The following is a 20,759-nucleotide window of genomic DNA, read 5'->3' as shown; positions in this document are numbered from 1 at the left end:
CGCGATATCCGGATTCAGGTCAGCTCTCGATGGGCGCGGCGCTGGCGCGCGCTGCGTCCGGCACGGCGCCGCCCTGCCCCCAGAAATCGTAGAAGTTGAACCAGTCGTAGGGCGACTCCACCAGCAGTTGCGACAGCCATTGCGCATAGCCGGCCGCATGCTCGGTCAGGATCGCGTCGCGCCGCGCGCGCGGCAGGCGCACTTCACGGGCCAGCTCGGTAAAGCGCAGCAGATGGCCGTCGCCCGAACGCACGCAGCCCATGGCGAACAGCGGGCATTCCAGCAGCGCTGCCAGCACATAAGGCCCCACGGGAAAGCGCGCGGGCGCGCCCAGGAACGGCACCGTCACGGCGCGGCCGCCATGCACCGGGACGCGGTCGCCTGCAATGGCCACGAACTCGCCCGCGCGGACCTTCTCGGCCAGTTGCAAGGCGGTAGCCGGCGAGATATCGTCGACCTGGAACAGCTGCAGCCCGGAGCGCGGGTCCAGCCGCGACAGGATGCGGTTGAACTGCGCCGCGTGCGCGGTATGCACCAGTACCGTCAGGCGCAGGCCGGCGCGCTGGTTGGCCAGCACCCGGCACAGCTCCAGGCAACCCATGTGGGCGGTCACGATGATGCCGCCCTGCCCGCTGGCGATCTGCGCCAGCATCACCTCGGCGCCTTCGCGCCGCACCGCGCCGTAGCGGTAGCCGCCGCCGATGGCCAGCAGCTTGTCGAGCAACGTGTCGGCAAACGAAAACAGGTGGCGCAGGCTATGGCGCAGCCCCGGCATCATGCCCGCCGGGCCGACCGCGCCCGTGGCGGCCTGGATGCGGCGCAGGTAGTCGAGCGACGCATGGCGCGCCAGCGGCTTGGCAAGCCAGTAGTAGGTCACCACCGGGTACAGCACCGCGCGGAACAGCACACGGCCGCACAGGCGATACAGCCAGTACAGGCTCCAAACACCCCATACGCAAGTGGATTCGCGGATCTGGCTCCAGTGACGGGCCATGCGTCCGGGTTGCGCCGCTTGGGTGCCTTGGGTGGCTTGGGGCGTGCTCATGCCGGCCGCACCTTGCGCCACAGCAGTACTGGCAAGCGCTTGAGCATGCCGAAGAAGAGCCGCGTATGCATGGAAGAGATCAGCACGTTGTCGCGCCAGACCTGGAAATGGGAAACGCCGTCGGTGGGATACGTCACGCGCGTGGGCACGTTGACGATGCGCACGCCGCGCCAGACCAGGTGCACCAGCACCTCGGTATCGAACTGCATGCGCCGGCCCAGCTTGACCTGGCGCACCAGCGGGAGCACGTGCGCGAGAGGATAGACGCGCAGGCCGCACATCGAATCGCGCACGGCGAACGACAGCGTGTTGATCCAGACCCAGACGTGGGTCAGGTAGCGCGCCAGCAGCCGCACGCGCGGCACCGATTCGTCGTAGATCGGGCAGCCGCAGATCATGGCGTCCGGGCTGGCCTGCGCCAGGGCCAGGAACTGGGGGATGCAGCCGGCATCATGCTGCCCGTCGGCATCGATCTGCAGCGCATGGGTAAATCCCATGCGCGCGGCCTCCTCGAAGCCCGCCATGATGGCCCCGCCCTTGCCCTGGTTCTGCGGCAGGCGGATCAGGTGGACCCGCTCGGCATGGCTTGCGGCAAGCTCGCGCAGCACACGCTCGCAGGCCGGGCTGCTGCCGTCGTCCACCAACAGGCACGGCAACGGGTGCGCGAGAATGGCTTGCACCATCGCGCCGATGGCACGTTCGTGGTCGTAGACCGGGACGAGCGCCACGGGCTTAAACATCCGCCTCTCCAAAAATGATGCGCCCGCTGGCGTGCGGGCCGCGCGCCGAACTCAGGCGAAAGGCCAGCGCGCTGCGCTCGGGCTGCCAGGCCAGCGTCATGTGCACCAGGGTGCCGGGCGTGATCACGGCCTGGAACTTGAGGATCTCGATCCGGCGAAAACGCGCGCGCGGCGGCACCGGCAGGCGCTCGGGCGCCAGCGCCATCACCCAGTCGACCTGGGCCACGCCCGGCACGATGGGGCTGCCCGGGAAATGCCCGTCGAACACGGCCAGATCCTCGCTGACTTCCAGCTCGGCGGCGGCGGACAGCGCGTCCTGTGCGGCCTGCCAGCACACGGCCGGCAGCACGCGGCGGAACACGTCGCGCAGCATGGCTTGCGTAGTCTTGCCCTGCGCGTTGCACGGCAGCGCCTCGGCAAAGCTCCAGCGCCGCGGCAACGCCACCGCGTCCACGGCATCCGCAAGGCGGGCGCGCAGCGCGGCAAGCAGCGCCGCGCGGCCCTGGCCGGCCAGCATGGCCGCGCCGCTCTCGCTGGGCACCACCACGGCGCCAAGGCGCGTGCCGATATCCAGCTCCAGCAGCACCACTTGCGCCTCCCGCACCAGCGGCGACGCGGCCAGCGCCTGCTCGACCTGGGTCAGCGATACGCGCTTTTCCTCGATCTTGACGATGCGGTCGGCGCGGCCCGCCAGGGTGAAGCCGCCATCCGGGGCGGGCAGCACATGGTCCGCGCACTGAAACCAGCCGTCGTCCGGAAGGTGCGCGGAGCACACCGCCAGGAAGCCGTCCTGCAAGCGCCATTGCACGCCCGGCAGCGGCGTCCAGCGGTCTTCGTGGCGGGCACGCTGCCGCCAGGCGATGCCGCCGGTTTCCGAGCTGCCGAACACTTCGATGGGGGCTTGTCCCAGATGGCGCAGCGCGTCGGTGGCAGCCTCCGGCGGCAAAGGCCCGCCCGACGAGAACACGGCGCGCAGCACGCCGCGGGCGGCAGACCAGTCGAGCGCCTGCGGCATGCGCCGCAGGTGTGCCGGGCTGGTGACCAGCAGCGCGGGCGCATCACCGCACGCGCGCACGATTTCCTCATGGAAAGCGAGTCGGTCTGCCGGCATGGCGCGCGCCGCGGCAAGCGGCCACAACACGCAAAACAGCAGACCGTAGATATGCTGGTGCGACACCGTTGCCAGCACCCTCACCTGCGCCGGCAGCGCCGCGCCGAACGCTTCTTGCAGCGCCCGCACTTCCGCGTCGAGCTGCGACAGGTGCTTGACGATGGCGCCGGGCGCGCCGGTGGAACCCGAGGTAAACATCGTCACCAGCGTGTCGCGCGGCGCCAGCGCAGGCCAGTCCATGCAGTCGGCCGGCTCGATCGATGCTTGCGGCCACAGGCCATCGGGCAGCTCGCCGGCGCAGCCATCGGCGCGCTCGCGCAATGCCGCCAGCGTTTCGGCGCGCGTGTCGCCGGGCAGCACCACGTGCTTGCCCGCGTGCCAGGCGCCCAACAGCGCCGCCGCGAACTCGGTGGTCGATTCGATGTAGAGTGCCCAGGACTTGCCCGGGGCCTCGGTAAACGCTTGCCGCCAGGCGGCCACGCGCCGCACGAACTCCGGTGCGGTGGTCACACCGGCCGCGCCATGCGCGACCACGTGCGAGCGCTGGGCCAGCGCCGCCATCAATCCGCTTACGCCCAGCCACTCAGCCATGCCGCCCCCTTGCCATCACACGCTGGCGCACCAGCCATTCGCCGGCGAACATGGCGCCGATCAAGCCGTAGGCGATGCCGCCGTTGTAAAGCGCCCAGATGCGGTCGCTGGCCAGCACGGCGGTCAGCGCGGCTACCGTGCCGTTGCACACGAAGAACACGCACCAGGCTTGCGTCACGCGGCGCGTGTACGCCACGCCCGAGGGCGGCAGGTCCGGCTCTCGCAGCCGCGCCAGCCGCTCCACCAGGCTGGGCGGGTGCCGCAGGCTCCAGCCAAACAAGCCCAGCATCGCGGCATTGACCAGCACGGGGTACAGCTTGAGAGGCAGCGCGTGGTTGGACGCGGCCACGATCGCGGCCAGCACGGCGGCGGCCACGGCAAGCAGGCGCCAGCCGGTCTGGCGGCTGGTCAGGGCGCGCAGCAGCGCCAAGGCCACCAGCGCCAGCGCCATCACGCGCGGCGACCAATGCTGCAGGCCGAAGTAGATCGCCACCGGATAGCACAGCGTCAACACGCCGAGCAGCAATTTGCGCACGGGCATGCGCGCTCAGGCCGTGGCGGGCGAGTCGATCAGCAAGGCCAGCGCCTGCACCACGTCCTGCACGGTGCGCACGGCCTTGAACTGCTCCGGCTTGATCGGCTTGTTCAGCATCGGCTTGAGCTTCACCAGCAGGTCGACCGCGTCGATGCTGTCGATGTCCAGGTCGTCGTAGAGACGGGCTTCGGGACGAATGCGGGCCGGGTCGATCTCGAAGGTTTCCTCGAGCACCGCGGCCACCCGCGCAAAGATTTCGTCATGGGTCATGATGGGCTTCCCCCTGTTCGGCTATGACCGGCCATGGTTGCCGGCCTGGCAAGTGGTATGTGGATCCTTGGTGTGTCGCGGGCGGGTTCAGGCAGAAGCCTGGCCAGCGCGCTGAGATGCGACGAACGTGGCCAGCGCTGTCACGCTGGCAAAGCGCGCACGCATGTCTTCCTTGTCGCCGTTCATGGTCACGCCGTAGCGCTTTTGCAGCGCCAGCCCGAGTTCGAGCGCATCGATCGAATCCAGGCCCAGCCCTTCGATGAACAGCGGTGCGTCGGCGTCGATATCGTCCACGCCGATATCCTCCAGCGACAACGATGAAATGATCAGTTCCTTGATTTCTTGCTCAAGCGCCTTCACGGCGGACCTCCCTGGAAAAAAACTCGGATAGCGATTGGGTCAGGTGCCGTACCGCCAGCGCGTCGTCCAGTCCGGACGGCACCATCTGGGCGACACTGACATCCTCTCGCACGTCAATGATGTAACGAGGCCTGCGGGCCGGCACGCGGTACCACTTCTCACCCTTGGTGAGCGTGGGTGGCTCGCACCGGATCACCACAGGCGTCAGCGCAAAGCCGCCGCGCACCGCGACATTGGCCGCACCCCGTTGCAGGCGCAGCGGGCCATGCAACGGCGTGCGCGTGCCCTCGGGGAAAATGACGAGATTATTGCCCGCGCGCAGCGAGGCAATGCAGTCATCCACCATGCCTGCGCCGGAGTCATTGCAGACGTAGCCGGTGGCGCGCACCGGGCCACGGGTAAACGGGTTGTGGGCCAGGCCGGAGCGCACCACGCAATCGGCCTGGCGCGTCAGCGCGATCAGAAAGACGACATCGATCAGCGACGGATGGTTGGCCACGATCAGCAAGCCCTGGCGGCGCAGCCGCTCAGGATGCAGCACCTCGTAGCGGATCACCCCGACCGAGCGCATCAGCCACAGGAAAAGCCGGAACGCGTAATGCACCACGTTCTTGCAGACCCGCTGCCGGCGCGCCGAAGACCACAGCAAGACGGCAAGCAACGGGAACACCAGCACCCGCAGCACAAGCCCGCCGACGCCGAAGCTGGAGAAGCACAGCCCGGTCGCGCAGACGCGCCAGGCCCGGTCCAGGCGCTCAACCATGTCGCAGCCACCTCCAGCCGGCGCGCTCCCCGGCGTGGCACAACTCGGCGTCGCCGGACAGCATGAAGCGCAGCACCTCCAGCCCGTGTGGCAGCGTCACGCCGGCGGCGGCCGGCAGGGCCTCCCCCACCACTTCAAGACTGAACACCGGTTGCCCCGCCTGCGGCATGCCGACCCGCCACGCCCACCCGAACAGGCACTCCGGTTCATCCGCGAAGACGGCATAGGCCTCGGGCAGCGGCGCCTCGTAGTGCACCAGCAAGACTTCCGGGGCGCCGTCGGCCAGCAGGCCGCACGCTTCCACTACCGCCGCCTCCACCGTATCGCGGCCCGCGGCCAGGGCTTGCAGGTTGCCCGGATCGCCCCGGTCGATCGAATACAGCGCGCCGATGGCGTTATGCACGGACAGGCCGAAGGCCGTGGGCGACAAGGGCTCGCCGCCGGCAAGGTCGCCGAGCATTTGCAGCGGGCGCAGGGTGTCGCCGTGGCGCGACGCGAAGATGACGGGAATGCCGTCCACGCCCGGCTGGCAGGCATAGGCGGGGTGCAAGGCCGCGCGGCCCAGCGCGGTGATCCTGCGGCGCAGCATCGGGGCCATGGCGGCCAGCGTGGGCAATGCGTCGCCTTTGGGCAACCAGGGCGCGCGGCTCCAGGCCTGCCAGGCTTGCTGCGTCTCTAGTTGTGCTGCACATGCCGCCCATGCGCGAATACCAAATTCCATTGCCGTGCCGTTCGCGTAGGGTGGATGAAAAGGCGGGTTGCTGCCGGCCCGCGGGTGATGCACACCGGCGCCAGCAAACACGCAGGCGTTTCGCACACATCACGAATCACGCCCGTTGCCGAATTTTGTGGGCAGATACCGCCTGTTTGCCCAGGTTTGCCGCTTGATTGCTACTTGAATACTTTTCTTGCATTGACTCCGGGGCCGCTGCCGTGGCGGACATGGCTGCCTGCCGGCAAATGACGTTGCCCGTCAGCGAGTCGGTATTAAATCGGTGTTAAATAGGCGTTAAATAGGTGTTAACGACCGAAAACCCGCAAAACTGACCCCAGGCGACCCATCGGCATCAGCCGCGGGACAATCAAAACATCATTTCTGGCAGGAATGCCGAACTTTGACTCGCCCTTTTTGTCAGGGCCGAATTCTCGCACAAAGGCGCGGCAACAGGGGATGCAAGAAGGTTAAGAAGGTTGTCAATTGTAACGGCGCACGCCTGCCGGCCATGCGGTGGCATAGCCATGCCTGTCAAGGCCAGGAGGGAAACGGGGGAATGAGAACGGGAGGGAGTGTGAGCGGGTTATCCCCCGCCCGGCGTAGCGCGGCGGGGGCCCGTGGCAAAACGAGCGTAATGCGGCTTACAGCGCGGGCAGGATCTTCCCTGCCACCTCGCCAAAGCCGACGCGATAGCCGTCGCCCTGGCACCAGCCGGCCATGATCACTTCGTCGCCATCTTCCAGGAAACCGCGCTTGCTGCCGTCCGCCAGCGTCAAGGGCTCGGCACCGTTACGGGTCAGTTCCAGCAGGCTGCCATAGGAATCCGGCGTGGTGCCGCTGATGGTGCCGGAGCCCATCAGGTCGCCCACACGGACATTGCAGCCGGACACGGTGTGGTGCGCCAGTTGCTGGACCATGGTCCAGTACATGGCCTTGAAATTGGTGCGGCAGACGGTGGTGGCCTGCGCGGCGCCTTCAGGGCGCAGGGAGACTTCCAGCGCGATGTCATAGGCGTTGCGCTCGGGCTGCTGCAGATACGCCAGCGGCTCGGGCGATTGCACCGGATTGTCGCGGCGGAACGGCTCGAGGGCGTCCATGGTGACCACCCATGGGGAGATCGAGGTGCCGAAGCCCTTGCTGTTGAACGGGCCCAGCGGCACGTACTCCCACTGCTGGATATCACGCGCGCTCCAGTCATTGAGGATCACCATGCCGAACATGTGCCCGGCGGCCGCAGCGGTGCTGACCGGCTCGCCCAGGGTCGACGGCTTACCGACGATGAAGGCCATTTCCAGTTCGTAGTCGAGCTTCTGGCAAGCCGTAAAGACCGGGCGCGACGCGTTCGGCGGCTTGATCTGCCCCTTCGGGCGGCGCAGTTCCGTGCCGCTCACCACCACCGAGCTGGCGCGACCGTTGTAGCCGATGGGGATCTCCAGCCAGTTGGGCAGCAGCGCATTGTCCGGATCGCGGAACATGCGGCCGACGTTGGTGGCGTGCTCGCGCGAGGAGTAGAAATCGGTGTAGCCGGGGATGTCCACCGGCAGGTGCAAGGTAGCCCAGGCCATCGGCACCAGGGCCTGCTCATGCAGGGCCGACTTGGGATGCAAGGTGGTGTCGTCCGCCGCCAGCATGGACGTCAGGCGCTGGCGCGTTTCAGTCCATGCCGGCTTGCCGAGCGCGATGAAGGCGTTGAGCGTGGCGCCGCTAAACACGCCTTTGACGGAGGCAGGCAGCAGGCCCGCCTCGTCCAGCACGGACAGGTCGAGAATGAAGTCGCCGATGGCGACGCCTACGCGCGGCCCCTGCCCGTTCGGGGAAAAGATGCCGTAGGGCAGGTTCTGCAGCGGGAAATGCGTAACGCCATCATTGGCGGATTCGATCCAACTCTGCTGGACAGTGGTCATTGGGGGCTCCGGAGGGCAATGACAAGGGTGCCGGCGACATGCGCCGCGCGGGCACCCTGGATTCATGATGGTTGGCCGGGTGAAGCCGGCCTCGGGACTTGAAGATCAGCGCTCGTTGGGGTTGAAATGCTTGTTCAGGCCTTGCCAGCACCTGAAGTAGTCGTCCTGCAACTGCGCCGACTCCGCTGCATACGGCGTCGGCCGGATCACGGCCGGTGTCTCGAACATGAACGCCATGGTATCGCCGATGCGATGCGGCTGCGAGGTATCCGCGGCGGTGGCCTTGGCGAACGTCTCGGCATCCGGACCGTGGCCGCTCATGCAATTGTGCAGGCTGGCGCCACCCGGCGAGAAGCCATCGGCCTTGGCATCGTAGACACCCTCGATCAGGCCCATGAACTCACTGGCGATGTTGCGGTGGAACCAGGGCGGGCGGAAGGTGTTCTGCATCGCCAGCCAGCGCGGGCCAAAGATGACGAAATCGATGCTGTCCACGCCCGGGGTGTCGGACGGGCTTTGCAGCACCAGGAAAATCGAGGGGTCCGGGTGATCGAAGCTGATCGAGCCAATGGTATTGAAGCGGCGCAGATCGTACTTGTACGGCGCGTAATTGCCATGCCAGGCCACCACATCCAGCGGCGAGTGCCCGATCGCGGCGCGCCACAGGTTGCCCTGGAACTTCGCCACCAGCTCGAAATCGCCCTCACGATCCTCATACCATGCATGCGGTGTGAGGAAGTCGCGCGGATTGGCCAGGCCATTGGAGCCGATGACACCCAGGTCGGGCAGGCGGAACAAGGCGCCGTAGTTTTCGCAGATGTAGCCGCGCGCCTCGCCATCCGGCAGCTCCACGCGAAAACGCACGCCGCGCGGGATCACCACAATCTCCTGCGGCTCGACGTCCAGCAGGCCCATCTCGGTCGCCAGGCGCAGCCTGCCCTGCTGCGGCACGATCAGCATCTCGCCGTCTGCGTTGTAGAAGAAGCGATCCGTCATCGACCGGTTGGCCAGGTACAGATGGATCCCGCAACCCGACATGGCCTCCGGGCCGCCGTTGCCAGCCATGGTGATGATGCCGTCGACAAAGTCGGTGGGCTCCTTGGGCATCGCCGGCGGGCTCCAGCGCATCTGGTTAGGCGATGGCGGCACCGCATCGAAATGACTGACGATGCGCGACTGCTCGACCCGCGTGAACGGCTCGTGCATCGCCGCCGGACGGATGCGATAGCACCAGCTGCGCCGGTTGTGCGCGCGCGGCGCGGTAAACGCCGTACCGGAAATCTGCTCGGCATACAGGCCATACGGCGCGCGCTGGGGCGAGTTCTGCCCCACCGGCAACGCACCGGGCAATGCCTCGGTGGCGAACTCATTGGCAAAACCGGATTGATAGCCGGGCGTGCCGTGGTCGGGCGCCCGCCCCGTCACGTTCACAACGTTCAATTGCGTCTGCGTCATGTCTTGGGTCTTCCTCTTACGCTTGCGATTTCGCTTTCGATGAATCGAGCACGCCCGCGCGGGCTAGCTCCATGGCTTCCTGCAGAACAGCAAGATCGCCGATGTGGTTGGCCAGCAGCAGGATCAGTTGCGCGTTGGCGGCCTGGCTCTGCGCGTCGGTGAGATCGCGATGCATGTCGATCAGCGCCTCGTAGAAGTCGTCCGGACGGGCAAGGTTGGGTTCGGTACTCAGCGGCATTGGCTTGTCTCCCTACGCCTCAGGCCATTGCCGCGGCAGGCATAGTGGCCGAGTGATCACACTGATGGTGTCTTTCGAACTTTGGATCGTGAATTTCACAATCCGTAATTGATTTACCATATCGTAATCTCAGGTCCCGGACGTGTCAAACCGGTATCGGCCCTTATTTCGCTGCGGACGGCGAAAACCGGTGGACACTACGTCTGTAGGTTAGGCGCGAAGGACGGGATGGGACAAAGACGCGACGCCAGACGGCGCACAAGCGCAGGCAGCCCGAGCAATGTCAGGCGGAGAAAAKGATCAGGAAGAGCAGGGAGAAAGCGACAGGCTCGACAGGCAAACGCACGACCCGGCCTCGGCGCGGGGCCAAGGCCGTCAAAGAGAGGCGGATGCCGCCAGGCGCGGCGTCCGGCCTTCCATGTCACGCGGGCAAAACCCCAACAGCAGGCACGTGGGGACGTGCCCGCTGCTGGCATGACAAGCGCACGCCAGTCCGGCCGCAGACCCGGCCGGAACCAGCGCGAGTGCTCAGGCTGGCTTGTGACCTTCGCCCGGGCTCGACGCGAAGCCTGTGCTGACCGGGGTGGCCGGTGCAGGGCTTGCGGCGGTAGGCGTTGCGGCAGGCGCCTGCCCGGCCATGGAAGCGGCCGTGACGCCGCCATTGCGGCTGGCAATAAACGCGTTGACGTCGGCAGCAAGATGCTGGGGTGCCAGCACCACTTCCAGGCCAAGCGCCTCGCAAGCCGCTAGGAAAGTCGACATGCGGGGGTCGGCCTGACCCGATTCTGCCCGCAAGTAAGCTTCCCGGGAGATCCCGGCCTTACGGGCGACGTCTTCCTGCTTGAGCTTTCGCGCTCGGCGCAACGCCCGCAGTTGCCGGAACGGTTCGCTAGCGCCTCTAGGCACGGCTGTACTGTTCATGTCGGTCTCCAGTCACCAGTGAAAAAAAAGTGCGCGGACGTGCATTCGAGTATAGAGCACGCAAAGCGTTCCGTATGTAATCAGGGCAACACTTTGTGCAGATTTCTTGTTGGCACCCTGCGCAGGCTAATCCTAGCCTGTCAATAGGTCCGATAAAGCACAATTATCTGCCTCCGTGGTGACATAACGGGCGGCAGTGAAATAGGTTGACGAGGACGCACAAGCGCGAGGTTGACAATACGACCGGTCGTGCTATTCTTTCGGCATGCAGAAAGGACAACTTACCCGCGCAGCCATCATCGAGCAGGCCCTGGACACCGCCGCCCAGGTCGGGTTCGAGCAATTGTCGCTCGCCACATTGGCCGCCGACACCAGCATGTCCAAGAGCGGGCTCTACGCGCATTTCAAGTCCAAGGAGGCCCTGCAGCAGGCAGTTTTGGCGCTCGCCCTCGAGCGCTTTTCGGACATCGTCATCAGGCCGGCCATGCGCCTGCCGCGCGGCACGCGCCGGGTTCAAGCCCTCTTCGAAGGGTACATGCTCTGGCTCGGTGGATCCGTCAATAAAGGCCGCTGCCTGTTCATGGCGCTAGGCCAGGAATACCGCGACCGCCCCGGTGCCGTCAGGGATCAGGTGGTGCAATCGCTGAAAGACTGGCACAGCCTCATCGCCAGGGCCGTGACCGACGCGATCGAGGAAGGCGATCTTTCGCCGGCACAAGACGCGCGGCAGTTCGCCTTCGAGATGGTCGGCATCGGCATGTCCTTTCAACAGTCTTACAAGCTGCTGGGTCGTGAAGACACCGAGACCATGGCCCGCCGGGCGTTCGAGGCACTGCTCCGCCGCGCCGAGCTTGCGCAACCCGTGTGCAAGTAGCCAAGGGCGCGGAGGCACCTGCGCGAGACGCCCTCCGCGAGACAGATCGGGATGAATTTCGAGACGGCAGGATGTCGTCTTTTTTTGAAATAAAAAATAGCACGACTGGTCGGTCTTTCAGAGGGGTATCACCCCGGTCCAATGACCCGACCCGGAATGCCAGAAGATTTCGCTGGAGGTGACCGCCGTGACGCAAGCGATTTACTCATCCACCAAGAACCGCCGGGCAGCGCCGAGAACCAGGGCGCCAATACGCTTGGGGCGCCTTGGCTGGCAATTGGCCGAGCTGCTTTATCCGGCCGGCGTGGCGCGCGCGCTCGAGCACGCATGGTTCCGTCCGCCCCATGGCAACGGCCCGGATGGCGCTGGCCGCGAGCTGCTTGACCGTGCGCGCGCGGACTGGGCGCTCGTGACCGGCCAGGGAGCGAGCCGGCGTGTGCGCGTTTATCGATGGGGCAACACCGGGCCAACCGTCTTGCTGGCCCACGGCTGGGGTGGCCATGCCGCCCAGTGGCAGCCGCTGGTTGCGCCGCTGCTGGCGGCTGGCATGCGCGTGGTCGCCTTTGACGCACTATCGCACGGCGGCTCCGACGCGGGTGCGCGCGGCGCGGGCCAGACTTCTGTTGTGGAAATGTCACATTCGCTGTTGGCCACGGCGTGGCACGCCGGACCGATCCACGCGGTGATTGCACATTCGCTCGGCAGCGCCGCGCTGGCGCTGGCCGTGCGCGAAGGCTTGCATCTGCAGGCTGCCGTGATGATCGGGCCGCCGGCCGACATGCACACTGCCGCCGCGGCATTAGCCTGGCAGCTCGGCATTGGCCCCGGCGTACTGGCCCGTATGCAGCGCAACAGCGAGCGCTGGTTGGGCATGCCTTGGTCTGCCTTCAACGTCCCGGCCATCGGGCGCGCCCGCCCGGTGCCGCCCACGCTGGTGATCCACGACCGGCAAGACAAGGAAGTGGGCTGGGAAAGCGGCGCGGCCATTGCCGGTGCATGGCCTGGCGCGCAGTTGATGGCCACGGACGGACTGGGCCATCGCCGTGTCCTGCACGACGCGCAGGTCATCGCGCGGGCGGTATCGTTCATTCACGGCGCCGCGAACGCGCCCGGGCTTGCCGAGGTAACTCGCAGGATGCAAGCGCAGGCCGATGCCTGAGTGACGCCGAAACCCTGTTTGCGGCAGCGATTTTGTGGCATGCCACAAAATCGCCGCTGGCGGTTTGGGTCAGATCTTGGCGGTTAATTGCTGATTAAACAAAAAAGGAAGGCCGGCTGGCACCTCACCCGCCGGTCTCCTCCTTGGAGACGCGTCAGAACCCTGCATCAAAACCCTTCCAGCACCAGCTTGCCGATGGTCCGCCCGCTCTCCAGCATGGCATGGGCGCGGCGCAGGTTGGCCGCGTCGATCCGCCCGAGGTTCTCGCCCAGCGTGGTCCGCAGCCGGCCGGCATCGACCAGCCGTGCCACCTCGTTGAGCAAGAGATACTGCTCGATCATGTCCGGCGTGCCAAACATCGAGCGGGTGAACATGAACTCCCACACAAAGGTGGCGCTCTTGCTCTTCAGGTCGCCCACGGCCAGCGGGCCGCTGTTCTCCACGATCGAGCAGATCTTGCCTTGCGGCGCAATCACGGTCGCCATGGCAGCAAAGTGGCGGTCCGTGTCGTTAAAACACAGGATGTAGTCGACCTCGGCAAACCCGAGYTTGCGCAACTGGGCCGGCATGTCGCCACGGTGATCGATGGTGTGGTCAGCGCCCAGCTCGCGGCACCAGGCAGCCGACTCCGGCCGCGACGCGGTGGCGATGACCGTCAGCCCCGCCAGCGTCTTGGCCAGCTGGATGCCAATGGAGCCCACGCCCCCTGCCCCGCCGATGACCAGCACGGAGCGCCCGGCATGCTCGCCCTGCGGCGAGACGCCCAGGCGATCGAACAAGGCTTCCCACGCCGTAATGGCGGTCAGCGGCAAGGCGGCGGCCTGGGCAAAATCGAGCAATGCAGGCTTATGGCCGACGATGCGCTCATCCACCAGGTGGAACTCGCTATTGGCGCCAGGCCGGGTAATGCTGCCAGCGTAGAAGACCGGGTCGCCCACCTTGAACAGGGTGACATCCGGACCCACCGCGGCCACCGTGCCTGCCGCATCCCATCCGAGCACGCGCGTGGCGGGCTCGACCTTGTCCTTGGGCGCGCGCACCTTGGCATCCACGGGATTGACCGAGATGGCCGCTACTTTGACCAGCAGGTCGCGGCCTTCGGGCACGGGGGTGGCGATGTCCACGTCGACCAGGGATTGCGGGTCGTCGATCGGCAGGTAACGGGTCAGGCCAACGGCTTTCATTGCGGGTTCCATCAAGTCAATCAAGCAGGTTCTGCGGCACGGGATTGCGCCATGGCCACAGCGTAGCCTCGTTGCCGTGCATTGATTAGCCGGAAAATCCAACAATCAATTTCCCGATTTTCCGGACAATCTAGCCATCTCCTTGTTTGCTGCCCGCCGCAAGAATCTGTCCGCCCCCAAAACTGGATTGCCGCGGCACCTCGCCACCCAGCGTGATGCGGATCGCGCAGTACTTGAATTCCGGGATCTTGCCAAAGGGGTCCAGCGCCGCGTTCGTCAGCTTGTTGATGGCAGCCTCGTAATAGCAGAACGGCACGAACACCGCGCCACGCGGCGTACCGTCGTCCACCCGGGCAAACAGCGATACCTGGCCCCGGCGCGATGCGAGCGTCACCACGTCGCCCGGCTGGCCACCGATGGCGGCAAGGTCGAGCGGATGCACCAGCGCCACCGGCTCCGGTTCGATGGCATCCAGCACGCCCGCGCGCCGGGTCATGCTGCCGGTATGCCAGTGCTCGAGCTGCCGGCCGGTGATGAGCACGACCGGGTACTCCTGATCGGGCCGCTCGGCCGCGGGAATGATGTCGGCAGGGACGAATCGGGCTCGGCCCGAAGCCGTCGGAAACACGTCCGTAAAGATGACCGGCTCCCCCGGGTCGCCTTCAGCGCGGCAGGGATAGGTCACCGCGTCCTCCCGCTGCAAGCGCTCCCAGGTAATGCCGCCGATGCTGGGCATGGCATGGCGCATCTCGTCGAACACGTCGGCCACGCTCGCGTACGACCAGTCCAGCCCCAGCCTGGCGGCCATCTGCTGGATGATCCACAGGTCCTGCCGCGCTTGCCCGGGCGGATCGATCGCCTGGCGGCCAAGCTGCACCGTGCGGTCGGTGTTGGTAAAGGTGCCCGTCTTCTCAGGGAACGCCGAAGCCGGCAGCACCACATCGGCGAGGTAGGCGGTCTCCGTCAGGAAGATATCCTGCACCACCAGGTGGTCCAGCGCCGCCAGCGCCTCGCGCGCATGCTGGGCATCGGGATCCGACATAGCCGGGTTCTCGCCCATGATGTACATCCCGCGCACTTCGCCCCGCTCGATGGCCTGCATCACTTCGACCACGGTCAGCCCCGGCTGGCGATCCAGCGGCATGCCCCACAACGACTCGAAGCGCGCAACAGCCTCGGGATCGTCGACACGATGGTAGTCCGGATACATCATCGGGATCAGTCCGGCGTCGGAGGCGCCCTGCACGTTGTTCTGGCCGCGCAGTGGGTGCAGCCCCGTGCCCGGCCGGCCGATCTGCCCCGTCATCAGCGCCAGGGCGATCAGGCAGCGGGCATTGTCGGTGCCGTGGATATGCTGGGAGATCCCCATGCCCCAAAGGATCATCGAGGCTTTGGAACTGGCATACAGCCGTGCCACATAGCGGATGGTGTCGGCATCGATGCCGCAAACCGGCGCCATCCGCTCCGGACTGTAGGCCGCCACATTGCGCTGCAGCTCCTCGTAGCCGATGGTACGGCTGGCGATGAAATCCTGATCGACCAGTCCTTCGGCCACGATCACATGCATCATGGCGTTGAGCAGCGCCACATCGGTATCGGGCTCGAACTGCAGAAAGCGATGGGCGAAGCGCGCCAGGTCGGAGCGGCGTGGATCGGCCACGATCAGCTTGGTGCCATTTTTTACCGCGTTCTTGATCCAGGTTGCCGCCACTGGATGGTTCACCGTTGGATTGGCGCCGATCACGATCACCACCTGCGCACGCGCCACATCCATCACCGGGTTGGAAACCGCGCCCGAGCCGATGCCTTCGAGCAGCGCCGCCACCGACGACGCGTGGCAAAGCCGCGTGCAATGGTCCACGTTATTGCTGCCGAAGCCGGTGCGCACGAGCTTTTGAAACAAGTAGGCCTCTTCATTGCTTCCCTTGGCGGAGCCAAAGCCGGCCAGCGCGCGCTTGCCGTACGTGTCGCGGATGGCCGTCAGGCTGATGCCAGCGAGCGCAAGGGCCTCATCCCAGCTGGCTTCGCGGAACACATCCATCACGCGAGCGGGATCCATCACGAAATCGCCCCGCTTGGGGGGGGCGCCTTCGCGCCGCACCAGCGGCACCGTCAGGCGGTGCGGATGCTGAGCATAGTCAAAGCCATAGCGGCCCTTCACGCACAGGCGCATCTGGTTGGCCGGCCCAGGACGCCCTTCGACAAACAGGATGCGGTTGTCCTTGACGTTGTAGGTGAGCTGGCAGCCCACCCCGCAGTACGGGCAGACCGATTCCACCTGGCGATCCGGCACCGGCAACGCGGCGTCGCGAGCCGGCATCAGCGCGCCGGTCGGGCAGGCCTGCACGCACTCCCCGCAGGCTACGCAGGTGGAGGCGCCCATCGGGTCGCCCATGTCGAACACGATCGCGGCCTGGTCGCCGCGAAAGGCCAGCCCGATCACATCGTTGACCTGCTCCTCGCGGCAAGCGCGTACGCAGCGGGTGCACTGGATGCAGGCATCGAGATTGACGGCGATGGCTGGATGGGACAAATCGGCCGGCACGGCGGCGCGCGGCGCAAAGCGCGGCTTGCCGACGTCCAGCCGGGCCGACCAATGATCCAGCGCATTGTTGCGCGTGTAACGTGCCTCGGGCATATCGGACTGCAGCAGCGCCAGCACCATGCGCTGCGCGTGCAGCGCGCGCTCGGAGGCGCTCAGCACCTCCATGCCCTGCGCAGGGTAGCGGCAGCACGACGGCGCCAGCACGCGCTCGCCCTTGATCTCCACCATGCAGGCGCGGCAGTTGCCGGCGATGTCAAGGCCGTCCTTGTAGCACAGGTGCGGGATGTCGAACCCCTCGCGCTGCGCCACCTTGAGCAAGCTCTCGCCAGGCCTTGCGCACACATCCCGGCCATTCAGGCGGAACGTCACCGTGGTATCCGAGCAGGCATCCACTTGCGCGCGCTCGGCGCGGGTCAGTGCATTCATATCGCCCTCGCTTATCAGGCTAGTTCCTGGGGAAAGTACTTGATCACGCAATCCACCGGGTTGGGCGCGGCCTGCCCCAGCCCGCAGATCGACGCATCCCGCATCACCGCAGACAAGTCCGCCAGCGCGGCCAGGTCCCATTTCGGCTGCGCGATCACATCCAGCGCCTTGGCCGTGCCCACACGGCATGGTGTGCACTGTCCGCAGGATTCATGCTTGAAGAAGTGCATCAGGTTGCGCGCCACGGCCACCGCGCTGTCCTGCTCGGAAAACACCACGATGGCGGCCGATCCGATAAAGCAACCGTGGGGCTGCAGCGTATCGAAATCCAGCGGAATATCGCCCAGGGACGCCGGCAGGATGCCACCCGAGGCGCCGCCCGGCAGGTAGCCATAGAAGCCATGGCCGTCCTGCATGCCGCCGCAGTACTCCTCGATCAGCTCACTCGCGGTGATCCCCGCCGGCGCCACGTGCACGCCGGGCAGTTTCACGCGCCCCGATACCGAGAACGAGCGCAGCCCGTGCCGGCCATGGCGTCCCTGTGCGGCGAACCAGCCCGCGCCTTTTTCAAGGATCTCGCGGACCCAGTAAAGGGTCTCGAAATTGTGCTCCAGCGTGGGCCGGCCGAACAAGCCGACCTGCGCCACATAGGGCGGGCGCAGCCTGGGCATGCCGCGCTTGCCTTCGATCGATTCGATCATGGCGGACTCTTCGCCGCAGATATACGCGCCAGCGCCACGCCGCAGCTGGATCTCCGGCATATCCGGGATCGGCGGGTCGGCCTGCAGTCGGCGCAGCGCTTCGCCAAGCACGGCACGGCAGCCTGCGTATTCGTCGCGCAGGTAGATGTAGATCGCGCTGACCTGGGTCACCGCGGCGGCGATCAGCATGCCTTCGAGGAAGCGATGCGGGTCGCGCTCCAGGTAGACGCGGTCCTTGAAAGTACCGGGTTCGCCCTCATCCAGGTTGACCGCCATCAAGCGCGGGGCAGGCTCCGCCATCACGATCCGCCATTTGCGCCCGGTGGGAAAACCCGCGCCACCCAGCCCGCGCAAGCCGGAATCCTCCATCGTGCGCAGCAAGGATTCTGAATCACGCTCACCCGAGGCCACTGCGCGCAGCAAACGATAGCCCCCTTGCGCGCGATAGTCGTCATAGCCCAGATGGGCTCCGGGCGCGTGATGCACGGCGCGTGCGGCCACCGTGTCCACAATGGTCTGTGCGCTCGCAACATCCACCGGGTTCTGCCCGACCAGCGCGGCGGGCGCGCGCTCGCAGCGGCCGATACAGGGCGCTGCCACCACCTTGACGTCGCTGCCCAGCAGGGCCGGCAGCCGGGCGAGCAGGTCGCGCGCCCCGCCCAGCTCGCAGGCGATGCCTTCGCACACGCGCACCGTCACGCAGGCCGGCGGCCGAATGCCRCCATCCGCATCCTCGCGTACCACATCGAAATGATGATAGAAAGTGGCGACCTCATAGACCTCCGCCATCGATAACCCCATCTCCTGCGCCAGCGCCACCAGATGCGGGATCGCCAGCTGGCCGTAGTGGTCGTTGATGGCATGCAGGTGCTCGATCAGGAGATCGCGCCGGCGCGGTGCGTCGCCCAGGATGGCCTGGACTTCGGCCAAGGCTGCCGGGTCAGGCTGCCGCCCCTTTGGCTGGCGGCGCTTGCGCGCCTTGCCGATATCCTGGACCGCGATGGGAATGACGACCTGGTTCATGGCATTCTCGAAAAGCTGTCTCTTGGGGTGCCGGATGGCAACGGGGCAAGCGCTACAAGTGCTTGCCCGCCGCTCTGGTCTTATCTTGCACTGCACGCGGCCTCGCTACATGCAGCGGGAGTCGCGAGAGGGGTTTCGTTTTCACTTTCGCCTTCGATCATATCCCTATTCCCGTGGCGCATTGGCCGCGCCGATCCAAGCCGGCAAGCCCGTCAGGTCAGGTCCTCCGGCACCGCGCGATATCCCATCGGCGCGGCGGTATTGGCATGCACATATTTCTTCGCGCATTGGCTTGAGCACGAACAGGGCCAGGAAGGCGGACAGCCCCGCCATGCCCGAGGCCAGCATGAAGACCGCGCGCCAGTCGCCGGTGGCAGCGGTGATGACGCTGGAGAACGGCACCAGCAGCGCAGCCGTGCCCTTGGCGGTGTACAACAGGCCAGCATTGGTGGCGGCAAACCTGGGCCCGAAGGTGTCGCCGCAGGTTGCCGGGAACAGGCTGTAGATCTCCCCCCAGGCGAAGAACACGACACCGGTCAGCACCACGAAGGCGATGGGATCCTGCCCGTACTTAGCCAGCAGCAGAATGCCCACCGCCTCGATCGCAAAGGCCAGGAACATCGTGTTCTCCCGGCCGATGTTGTCCGAGATCCAGCCAAAAAAGGGACGCGTCAGCCCATTGAGCACGCGGTCGATGGTGAGGGCGAAAGTCAGCGCGGGCAACGCCGCGTTCACCGAGCTTGGCCTGCGTTTTCGCTGGGACAGCGAGATGTACGCCTGGCTATGCGGCATCGAATGCGAGCACAGCCGCATCGCGCGCTATATCGAGCAGTATCACGCGCACCTGCTCAAGGCCTACGATGCCGGCTTCCTCAGCCGGCTGATCCTTGACAAGAAGGCAGACTACCTGCACGCCATGGCGCTTCAGGCCAACTGAGCAACGGCGCCTCTTTCCCCGGCGGGCCCGCGCCATGCACCAAAATCGCGCCGAAAGTGCGTCACCGCACATTTCAGGGATGCCTGACTCGCTAATGTCTTCCTACCAATCAAAGACAAGGAGGCAGCCATGGGGTCACAAACGATGTTCGGGGCCGACGCGCCGGCCGGCACGCTCGCGCAGCAGCGCGAAGGGGCTTTCGCCAGCACCGGCGATTTGCCGATGCAGAATTGCCCGATCGAACCCACCTGGATCCGCACCGGTGCCCCGCAATCGCGCGCCGCGCAGCATTCCCGCGCGATTGACGGCCTGGCATCCACCAATGTGTGGGAATGCACGGGTGGCACGTTTGAGTGGTACTACGGCTGGGAGGAGACCGTGCTGATCCTGGAAGGCCAGGTCAGGGTCACCAGCGCCACCGGGCGCGTGCATGTGCTGCGGGCCGGCGATATCGGCTATTTCCCTGCCAACACGACCTGGTTCTGGGAGGTCGATGGCTATGTGCGCAAGGTAGCGTTCTGCCGCAAGCAGGTCCCGGTCACGCTGCGCTTTGCCACTCGCGTGCTGGCACGGCTGAACTTCACCAACCGCACTGGCGAGGCCTGCGGTGCCGCCACGGCTGCCCTGCGCCGCGCGATGGCGCGGATCGGCCTGCGCGATACGTCCACCCTCACCCTGCTGATGACGCTGCCGCTCTGACGCGGAACAACAAGGCGAGAACCGGCGCTTGCCTTGTTCCTTGCTGGATGCCAGCGCCCGAACTCTCGACTATCCGCGCATGTGGTTGACCAGCGATCCGATGCCCTCGAATCAGGTCGGACAGCGGATAGTTCTGCCGCCGCGCGCCGTCGATCCGCGCCACCACGCTGGCGGCGCGCCAGTCGAACTCGGTGACGATCACGGGGCCCAGGCAGCCGAAGGTGTCGAAGCCCTTGGCACGGCACCACTGCGGGAAATTCGGGGCCTCCGCAATCAGCTCGGCTGCGGTGACGTCGTTGACCACGGTGTAGCCGAAGATATGCGCCGCAGCATCGTCCGGCGCCGCGTTGCGGCATCGGCGGCCGATCACGATGCCAAGCTCGCCCTCGTAGACGATCTTGCCGCTGTCGCTGCGGGGCCACAGGATGGCATGCCCCGGCCCCGCCAGCGAACTCGCCGGCTTGATCAGGAATAGCGGATGCGCCGTCACCGGTCTGGAACCGAATCCACGTTTGCATCGCAAACTCCTCTGGCGGGTGCGCCAGGGTGCCCGCATCCGCGCT

The 20,759-nt window shown here is 66.2% G+C and carries 19 protein-coding genes and 2 pseudogenes; 4 read left to right on the top strand and 17 right to left on the bottom strand.

What is annotated here, in order from left to right:
* Window positions 1-19: 19 nt before the first annotated feature.
* The 12 genes from AC1DQR_RS15605 to AC1DQR_RS15550 form a co-directional block, all read right to left on the bottom strand.
* Window positions 20-1,045, bottom strand: a complete 1,026-nt coding sequence (locus AC1DQR_RS15605; RefSeq protein ID WP_416052877.1) for an LpxL/LpxP family acyltransferase — start codon at window positions 1,043-1,045, stop codon at window positions 20-22.
* Window positions 1,042-1,785 carry a glycosyltransferase family 2 protein gene (locus AC1DQR_RS15600; protein ID WP_416052878.1) on the bottom strand — a complete coding sequence of 248 codons (744 nt, stop codon included), beginning with the start codon at window positions 1,783-1,785 and terminating at the stop codon, window positions 1,042-1,044. Before AC1DQR_RS15600 ends, AC1DQR_RS15605 begins: the two co-directional genes overlap by 4 nt.
* Window positions 1,778-3,487 (bottom strand): ApeI family dehydratase, encoded by a 1,710-nt coding sequence (locus AC1DQR_RS15595; protein ID WP_477133302.1) that lies wholly within the window; start codon window positions 3,485-3,487, stop codon window positions 1,778-1,780. The genes AC1DQR_RS15600 and AC1DQR_RS15595 overlap by 8 nt, the downstream gene beginning before the upstream one ends.
* Window positions 3,480-4,028 (bottom strand): COG4648 family protein, encoded by a 549-nt coding sequence (locus AC1DQR_RS15590; protein WP_416052881.1) that lies wholly within the window; start codon window positions 4,026-4,028, stop codon window positions 3,480-3,482. The genes AC1DQR_RS15595 and AC1DQR_RS15590 overlap by 8 nt, the downstream gene beginning before the upstream one ends.
* Window positions 4,029-4,034: 6 nt before the next feature.
* Window positions 4,035-4,292: an acyl carrier protein gene (locus tag AC1DQR_RS15585; RefSeq protein ID WP_043355719.1), complete on the bottom strand. Its 258-nt coding sequence runs from the start codon at window positions 4,290-4,292 to the stop codon at window positions 4,035-4,037.
* Window positions 4,293-4,379: 87 nt separating this feature from the next.
* Complete coding sequence (locus tag AC1DQR_RS15580; RefSeq protein WP_150986626.1) at window positions 4,380-4,652, bottom strand: phosphopantetheine-binding protein; 273 nt, start codon at window positions 4,650-4,652, stop codon at window positions 4,380-4,382.
* Window positions 4,639-5,415: a lysophospholipid acyltransferase family protein gene (locus AC1DQR_RS15575; protein WP_416052882.1), complete on the bottom strand. Its 777-nt coding sequence runs from the start codon at window positions 5,413-5,415 to the stop codon at window positions 4,639-4,641. The genes AC1DQR_RS15580 and AC1DQR_RS15575 overlap by 14 nt, the downstream gene beginning before the upstream one ends.
* Window positions 5,408-6,136, bottom strand: a complete 729-nt coding sequence (locus AC1DQR_RS15570) for a beta-ketoacyl synthase chain length factor (protein WP_416052883.1) — start codon at window positions 6,134-6,136, stop codon at window positions 5,408-5,410. Before AC1DQR_RS15570 ends, AC1DQR_RS15575 begins: the two co-directional genes overlap by 8 nt.
* Window positions 6,137-6,771: 635 nt before the next feature.
* Window positions 6,772-8,034 carry a fumarylacetoacetase gene (fahA, locus tag AC1DQR_RS15565; RefSeq protein ID WP_416052884.1) on the bottom strand — a complete coding sequence of 421 codons (1,263 nt, stop codon included), beginning with the start codon at window positions 8,032-8,034 and terminating at the stop codon, window positions 6,772-6,774.
* A 105-nt stretch (window positions 8,035-8,139) separates the two neighbouring features.
* Complete coding sequence (gene hmgA, locus AC1DQR_RS15560) at window positions 8,140-9,489, bottom strand: homogentisate 1,2-dioxygenase (protein ID WP_416052885.1); 1,350 nt, start codon at window positions 9,487-9,489, stop codon at window positions 8,140-8,142.
* Between the two features lie 16 nt (window positions 9,490-9,505).
* On the bottom strand, window positions 9,506-9,727 hold the full coding sequence (locus tag AC1DQR_RS15555; protein ID WP_174424965.1) for a DUF2783 domain-containing protein: 222 nt from the start codon (window positions 9,725-9,727) through the stop codon (window positions 9,506-9,508).
* A gap of 528 nt (window positions 9,728-10,255) precedes the next feature.
* Window positions 10,256-10,648, bottom strand: coding sequence for a helix-turn-helix domain-containing protein (locus AC1DQR_RS15550; RefSeq protein ID WP_150986631.1), 393 nt, complete (start codon window positions 10,646-10,648; stop codon window positions 10,256-10,258).
* 265 nt (window positions 10,649-10,913) lie between these two features.
* On the opposite strand from AC1DQR_RS15550, the gene AC1DQR_RS15545 reads away from it, so the two are divergent.
* Together AC1DQR_RS15545 and AC1DQR_RS15540 are read left to right on the top strand one after the other, a co-directional pair.
* The gene (locus tag AC1DQR_RS15545; RefSeq protein ID WP_416052886.1) at window positions 10,914-11,522 is read left to right on the top strand and encodes a TetR/AcrR family transcriptional regulator; all 609 of its coding nucleotides are present in this window, start codon (window positions 10,914-10,916) and stop codon (window positions 11,520-11,522) included.
* 187 nt (window positions 11,523-11,709) lie between these two features.
* Complete coding sequence (locus tag AC1DQR_RS15540; RefSeq protein WP_416052887.1) at window positions 11,710-12,681, top strand: alpha/beta fold hydrolase; 972 nt, start codon at window positions 11,710-11,712, stop codon at window positions 12,679-12,681.
* 167 nt (window positions 12,682-12,848) lie between these two features.
* On the opposite strand, the gene AC1DQR_RS15535 is transcribed toward AC1DQR_RS15540, so the two are convergent.
* The 4 genes and pseudogenes from AC1DQR_RS15535 to AC1DQR_RS15520 form a co-directional block, all read right to left on the bottom strand.
* Window positions 12,849-13,865, bottom strand: a complete 1,017-nt coding sequence (locus tag AC1DQR_RS15535) for a zinc-binding alcohol dehydrogenase family protein (RefSeq protein ID WP_416052888.1) — start codon at window positions 13,863-13,865, stop codon at window positions 12,849-12,851.
* Window positions 13,866-13,995: 130 nt separating this feature from the next.
* Window positions 13,996-16,836, bottom strand: a complete 2,841-nt coding sequence (fdhF, locus tag AC1DQR_RS15530) for a formate dehydrogenase subunit alpha (protein WP_416052889.1) — start codon at window positions 16,834-16,836, stop codon at window positions 13,996-13,998.
* A 14-nt stretch (window positions 16,837-16,850) separates the two neighbouring features.
* Window positions 16,851-18,560, bottom strand: a complete 1,710-nt coding sequence (locus tag AC1DQR_RS15525) for an NADH-ubiquinone oxidoreductase-F iron-sulfur binding region domain-containing protein (RefSeq protein ID WP_416052890.1) — start codon at window positions 18,558-18,560, stop codon at window positions 16,851-16,853.
* A 212-nt stretch (window positions 18,561-18,772) separates the two neighbouring features.
* Window positions 18,773-19,286, bottom strand: a pseudogene (locus AC1DQR_RS15520) (MFS transporter); the annotation flags it as partial.
* Between AC1DQR_RS15520 and AC1DQR_RS15515 the strand changes: the two are divergent.
* Entirely contained in the window at window positions 19,255-19,497 is a 243-nt protein-coding gene (locus AC1DQR_RS15515; RefSeq protein WP_416052891.1) for a LysR family transcriptional regulator, read from the top strand. The pseudogene AC1DQR_RS15520 and the gene AC1DQR_RS15515 sit on opposite strands and share 32 nt — an antisense overlap.
* A gap of 129 nt (window positions 19,498-19,626) precedes the next feature.
* The gene (locus AC1DQR_RS15510; protein WP_477133301.1) at window positions 19,627-20,196 is read left to right on the top strand and encodes a cupin domain-containing protein; all 570 of its coding nucleotides are present in this window, start codon (window positions 19,627-19,629) and stop codon (window positions 20,194-20,196) included.
* Between the two features lie 109 nt (window positions 20,197-20,305).
* Here the strand turns inward: AC1DQR_RS15510 and AC1DQR_RS15505 are convergent.
* Window positions 20,306-20,692, bottom strand: a pseudogene (locus AC1DQR_RS15505) (fumarylacetoacetate hydrolase family protein); the annotation flags it as partial.
* Window positions 20,693-20,759 lie beyond the last annotated feature (67 nt).

This window comes from Cupriavidus sp. 05L411, from assembly GCF_056398045.1.
Note: the sequence above shows the minus strand (reverse complement) of the source record. Positions and strands in the feature narration are given on the sequence as shown.

Coding starts and splice junctions, on each gene's coding strand:
- fahA (WP_416052884.1), bottom strand. CDS start 8,034: ATGACCACTGTCCAGCAGAGTTGGATCGAATCCGCCAATGATGGCGTT.
- AC1DQR_RS15555 (WP_174424965.1), bottom strand. CDS start 9,727: ATGCCGCTGAGTACCGAACCCAACCTTGCCCGTCCGGACGACTTCTAC.
- hmgA (WP_416052885.1), bottom strand. CDS start 9,489: ATGACGCAGACGCAATTGAACGTTGTGAACGTGACGGGGCGGGCGCCC.
- AC1DQR_RS15515 (WP_416052891.1), top strand. CDS start 19,255: ATGGTGAGGGCGAAAGTCAGCGCGGGCAACGCCGCGTTCACCGAGCTT.
- AC1DQR_RS15605 (WP_416052877.1), bottom strand. CDS start 1,045: ATGAGCACGCCCCAAGCCACCCAAGGCACCCAAGCGGCGCAACCCGGA.
- AC1DQR_RS15600 (WP_416052878.1), bottom strand. CDS start 1,785: ATGTTTAAGCCCGTGGCGCTCGTCCCGGTCTACGACCACGAACGTGCC.
- AC1DQR_RS15570 (WP_416052883.1), bottom strand. CDS start 6,136: ATGGAATTTGGTATTCGCGCATGGGCGGCATGTGCAGCACAACTAGAG.
- AC1DQR_RS15585 (WP_043355719.1), bottom strand. CDS start 4,292: ATGACCCATGACGAAATCTTTGCGCGGGTGGCCGCGGTGCTCGAGGAA.
- AC1DQR_RS15510 (WP_477133301.1), top strand. CDS start 19,627: ATGGGGTCACAAACGATGTTCGGGGCCGACGCGCCGGCCGGCACGCTC.
- AC1DQR_RS15595 (WP_477133302.1), bottom strand. CDS start 3,487: ATGGCTGAGTGGCTGGGCGTAAGCGGATTGATGGCGGCGCTGGCCCAG.
- AC1DQR_RS15545 (WP_416052886.1), top strand. CDS start 10,914: ATGCAGAAAGGACAACTTACCCGCGCAGCCATCATCGAGCAGGCCCTG.
- AC1DQR_RS15550 (WP_150986631.1), bottom strand. CDS start 10,648: ATGAACAGTACAGCCGTGCCTAGAGGCGCTAGCGAACCGTTCCGGCAA.
- AC1DQR_RS15575 (WP_416052882.1), bottom strand. CDS start 5,415: ATGGTTGAGCGCCTGGACCGGGCCTGGCGCGTCTGCGCGACCGGGCTG.
- AC1DQR_RS15590 (WP_416052881.1), bottom strand. CDS start 4,028: ATGCCCGTGCGCAAATTGCTGCTCGGCGTGTTGACGCTGTGCTATCCG.
- fdhF (WP_416052889.1), bottom strand. CDS start 16,836: ATGAATGCACTGACCCGCGCCGAGCGCGCGCAAGTGGATGCCTGCTCG.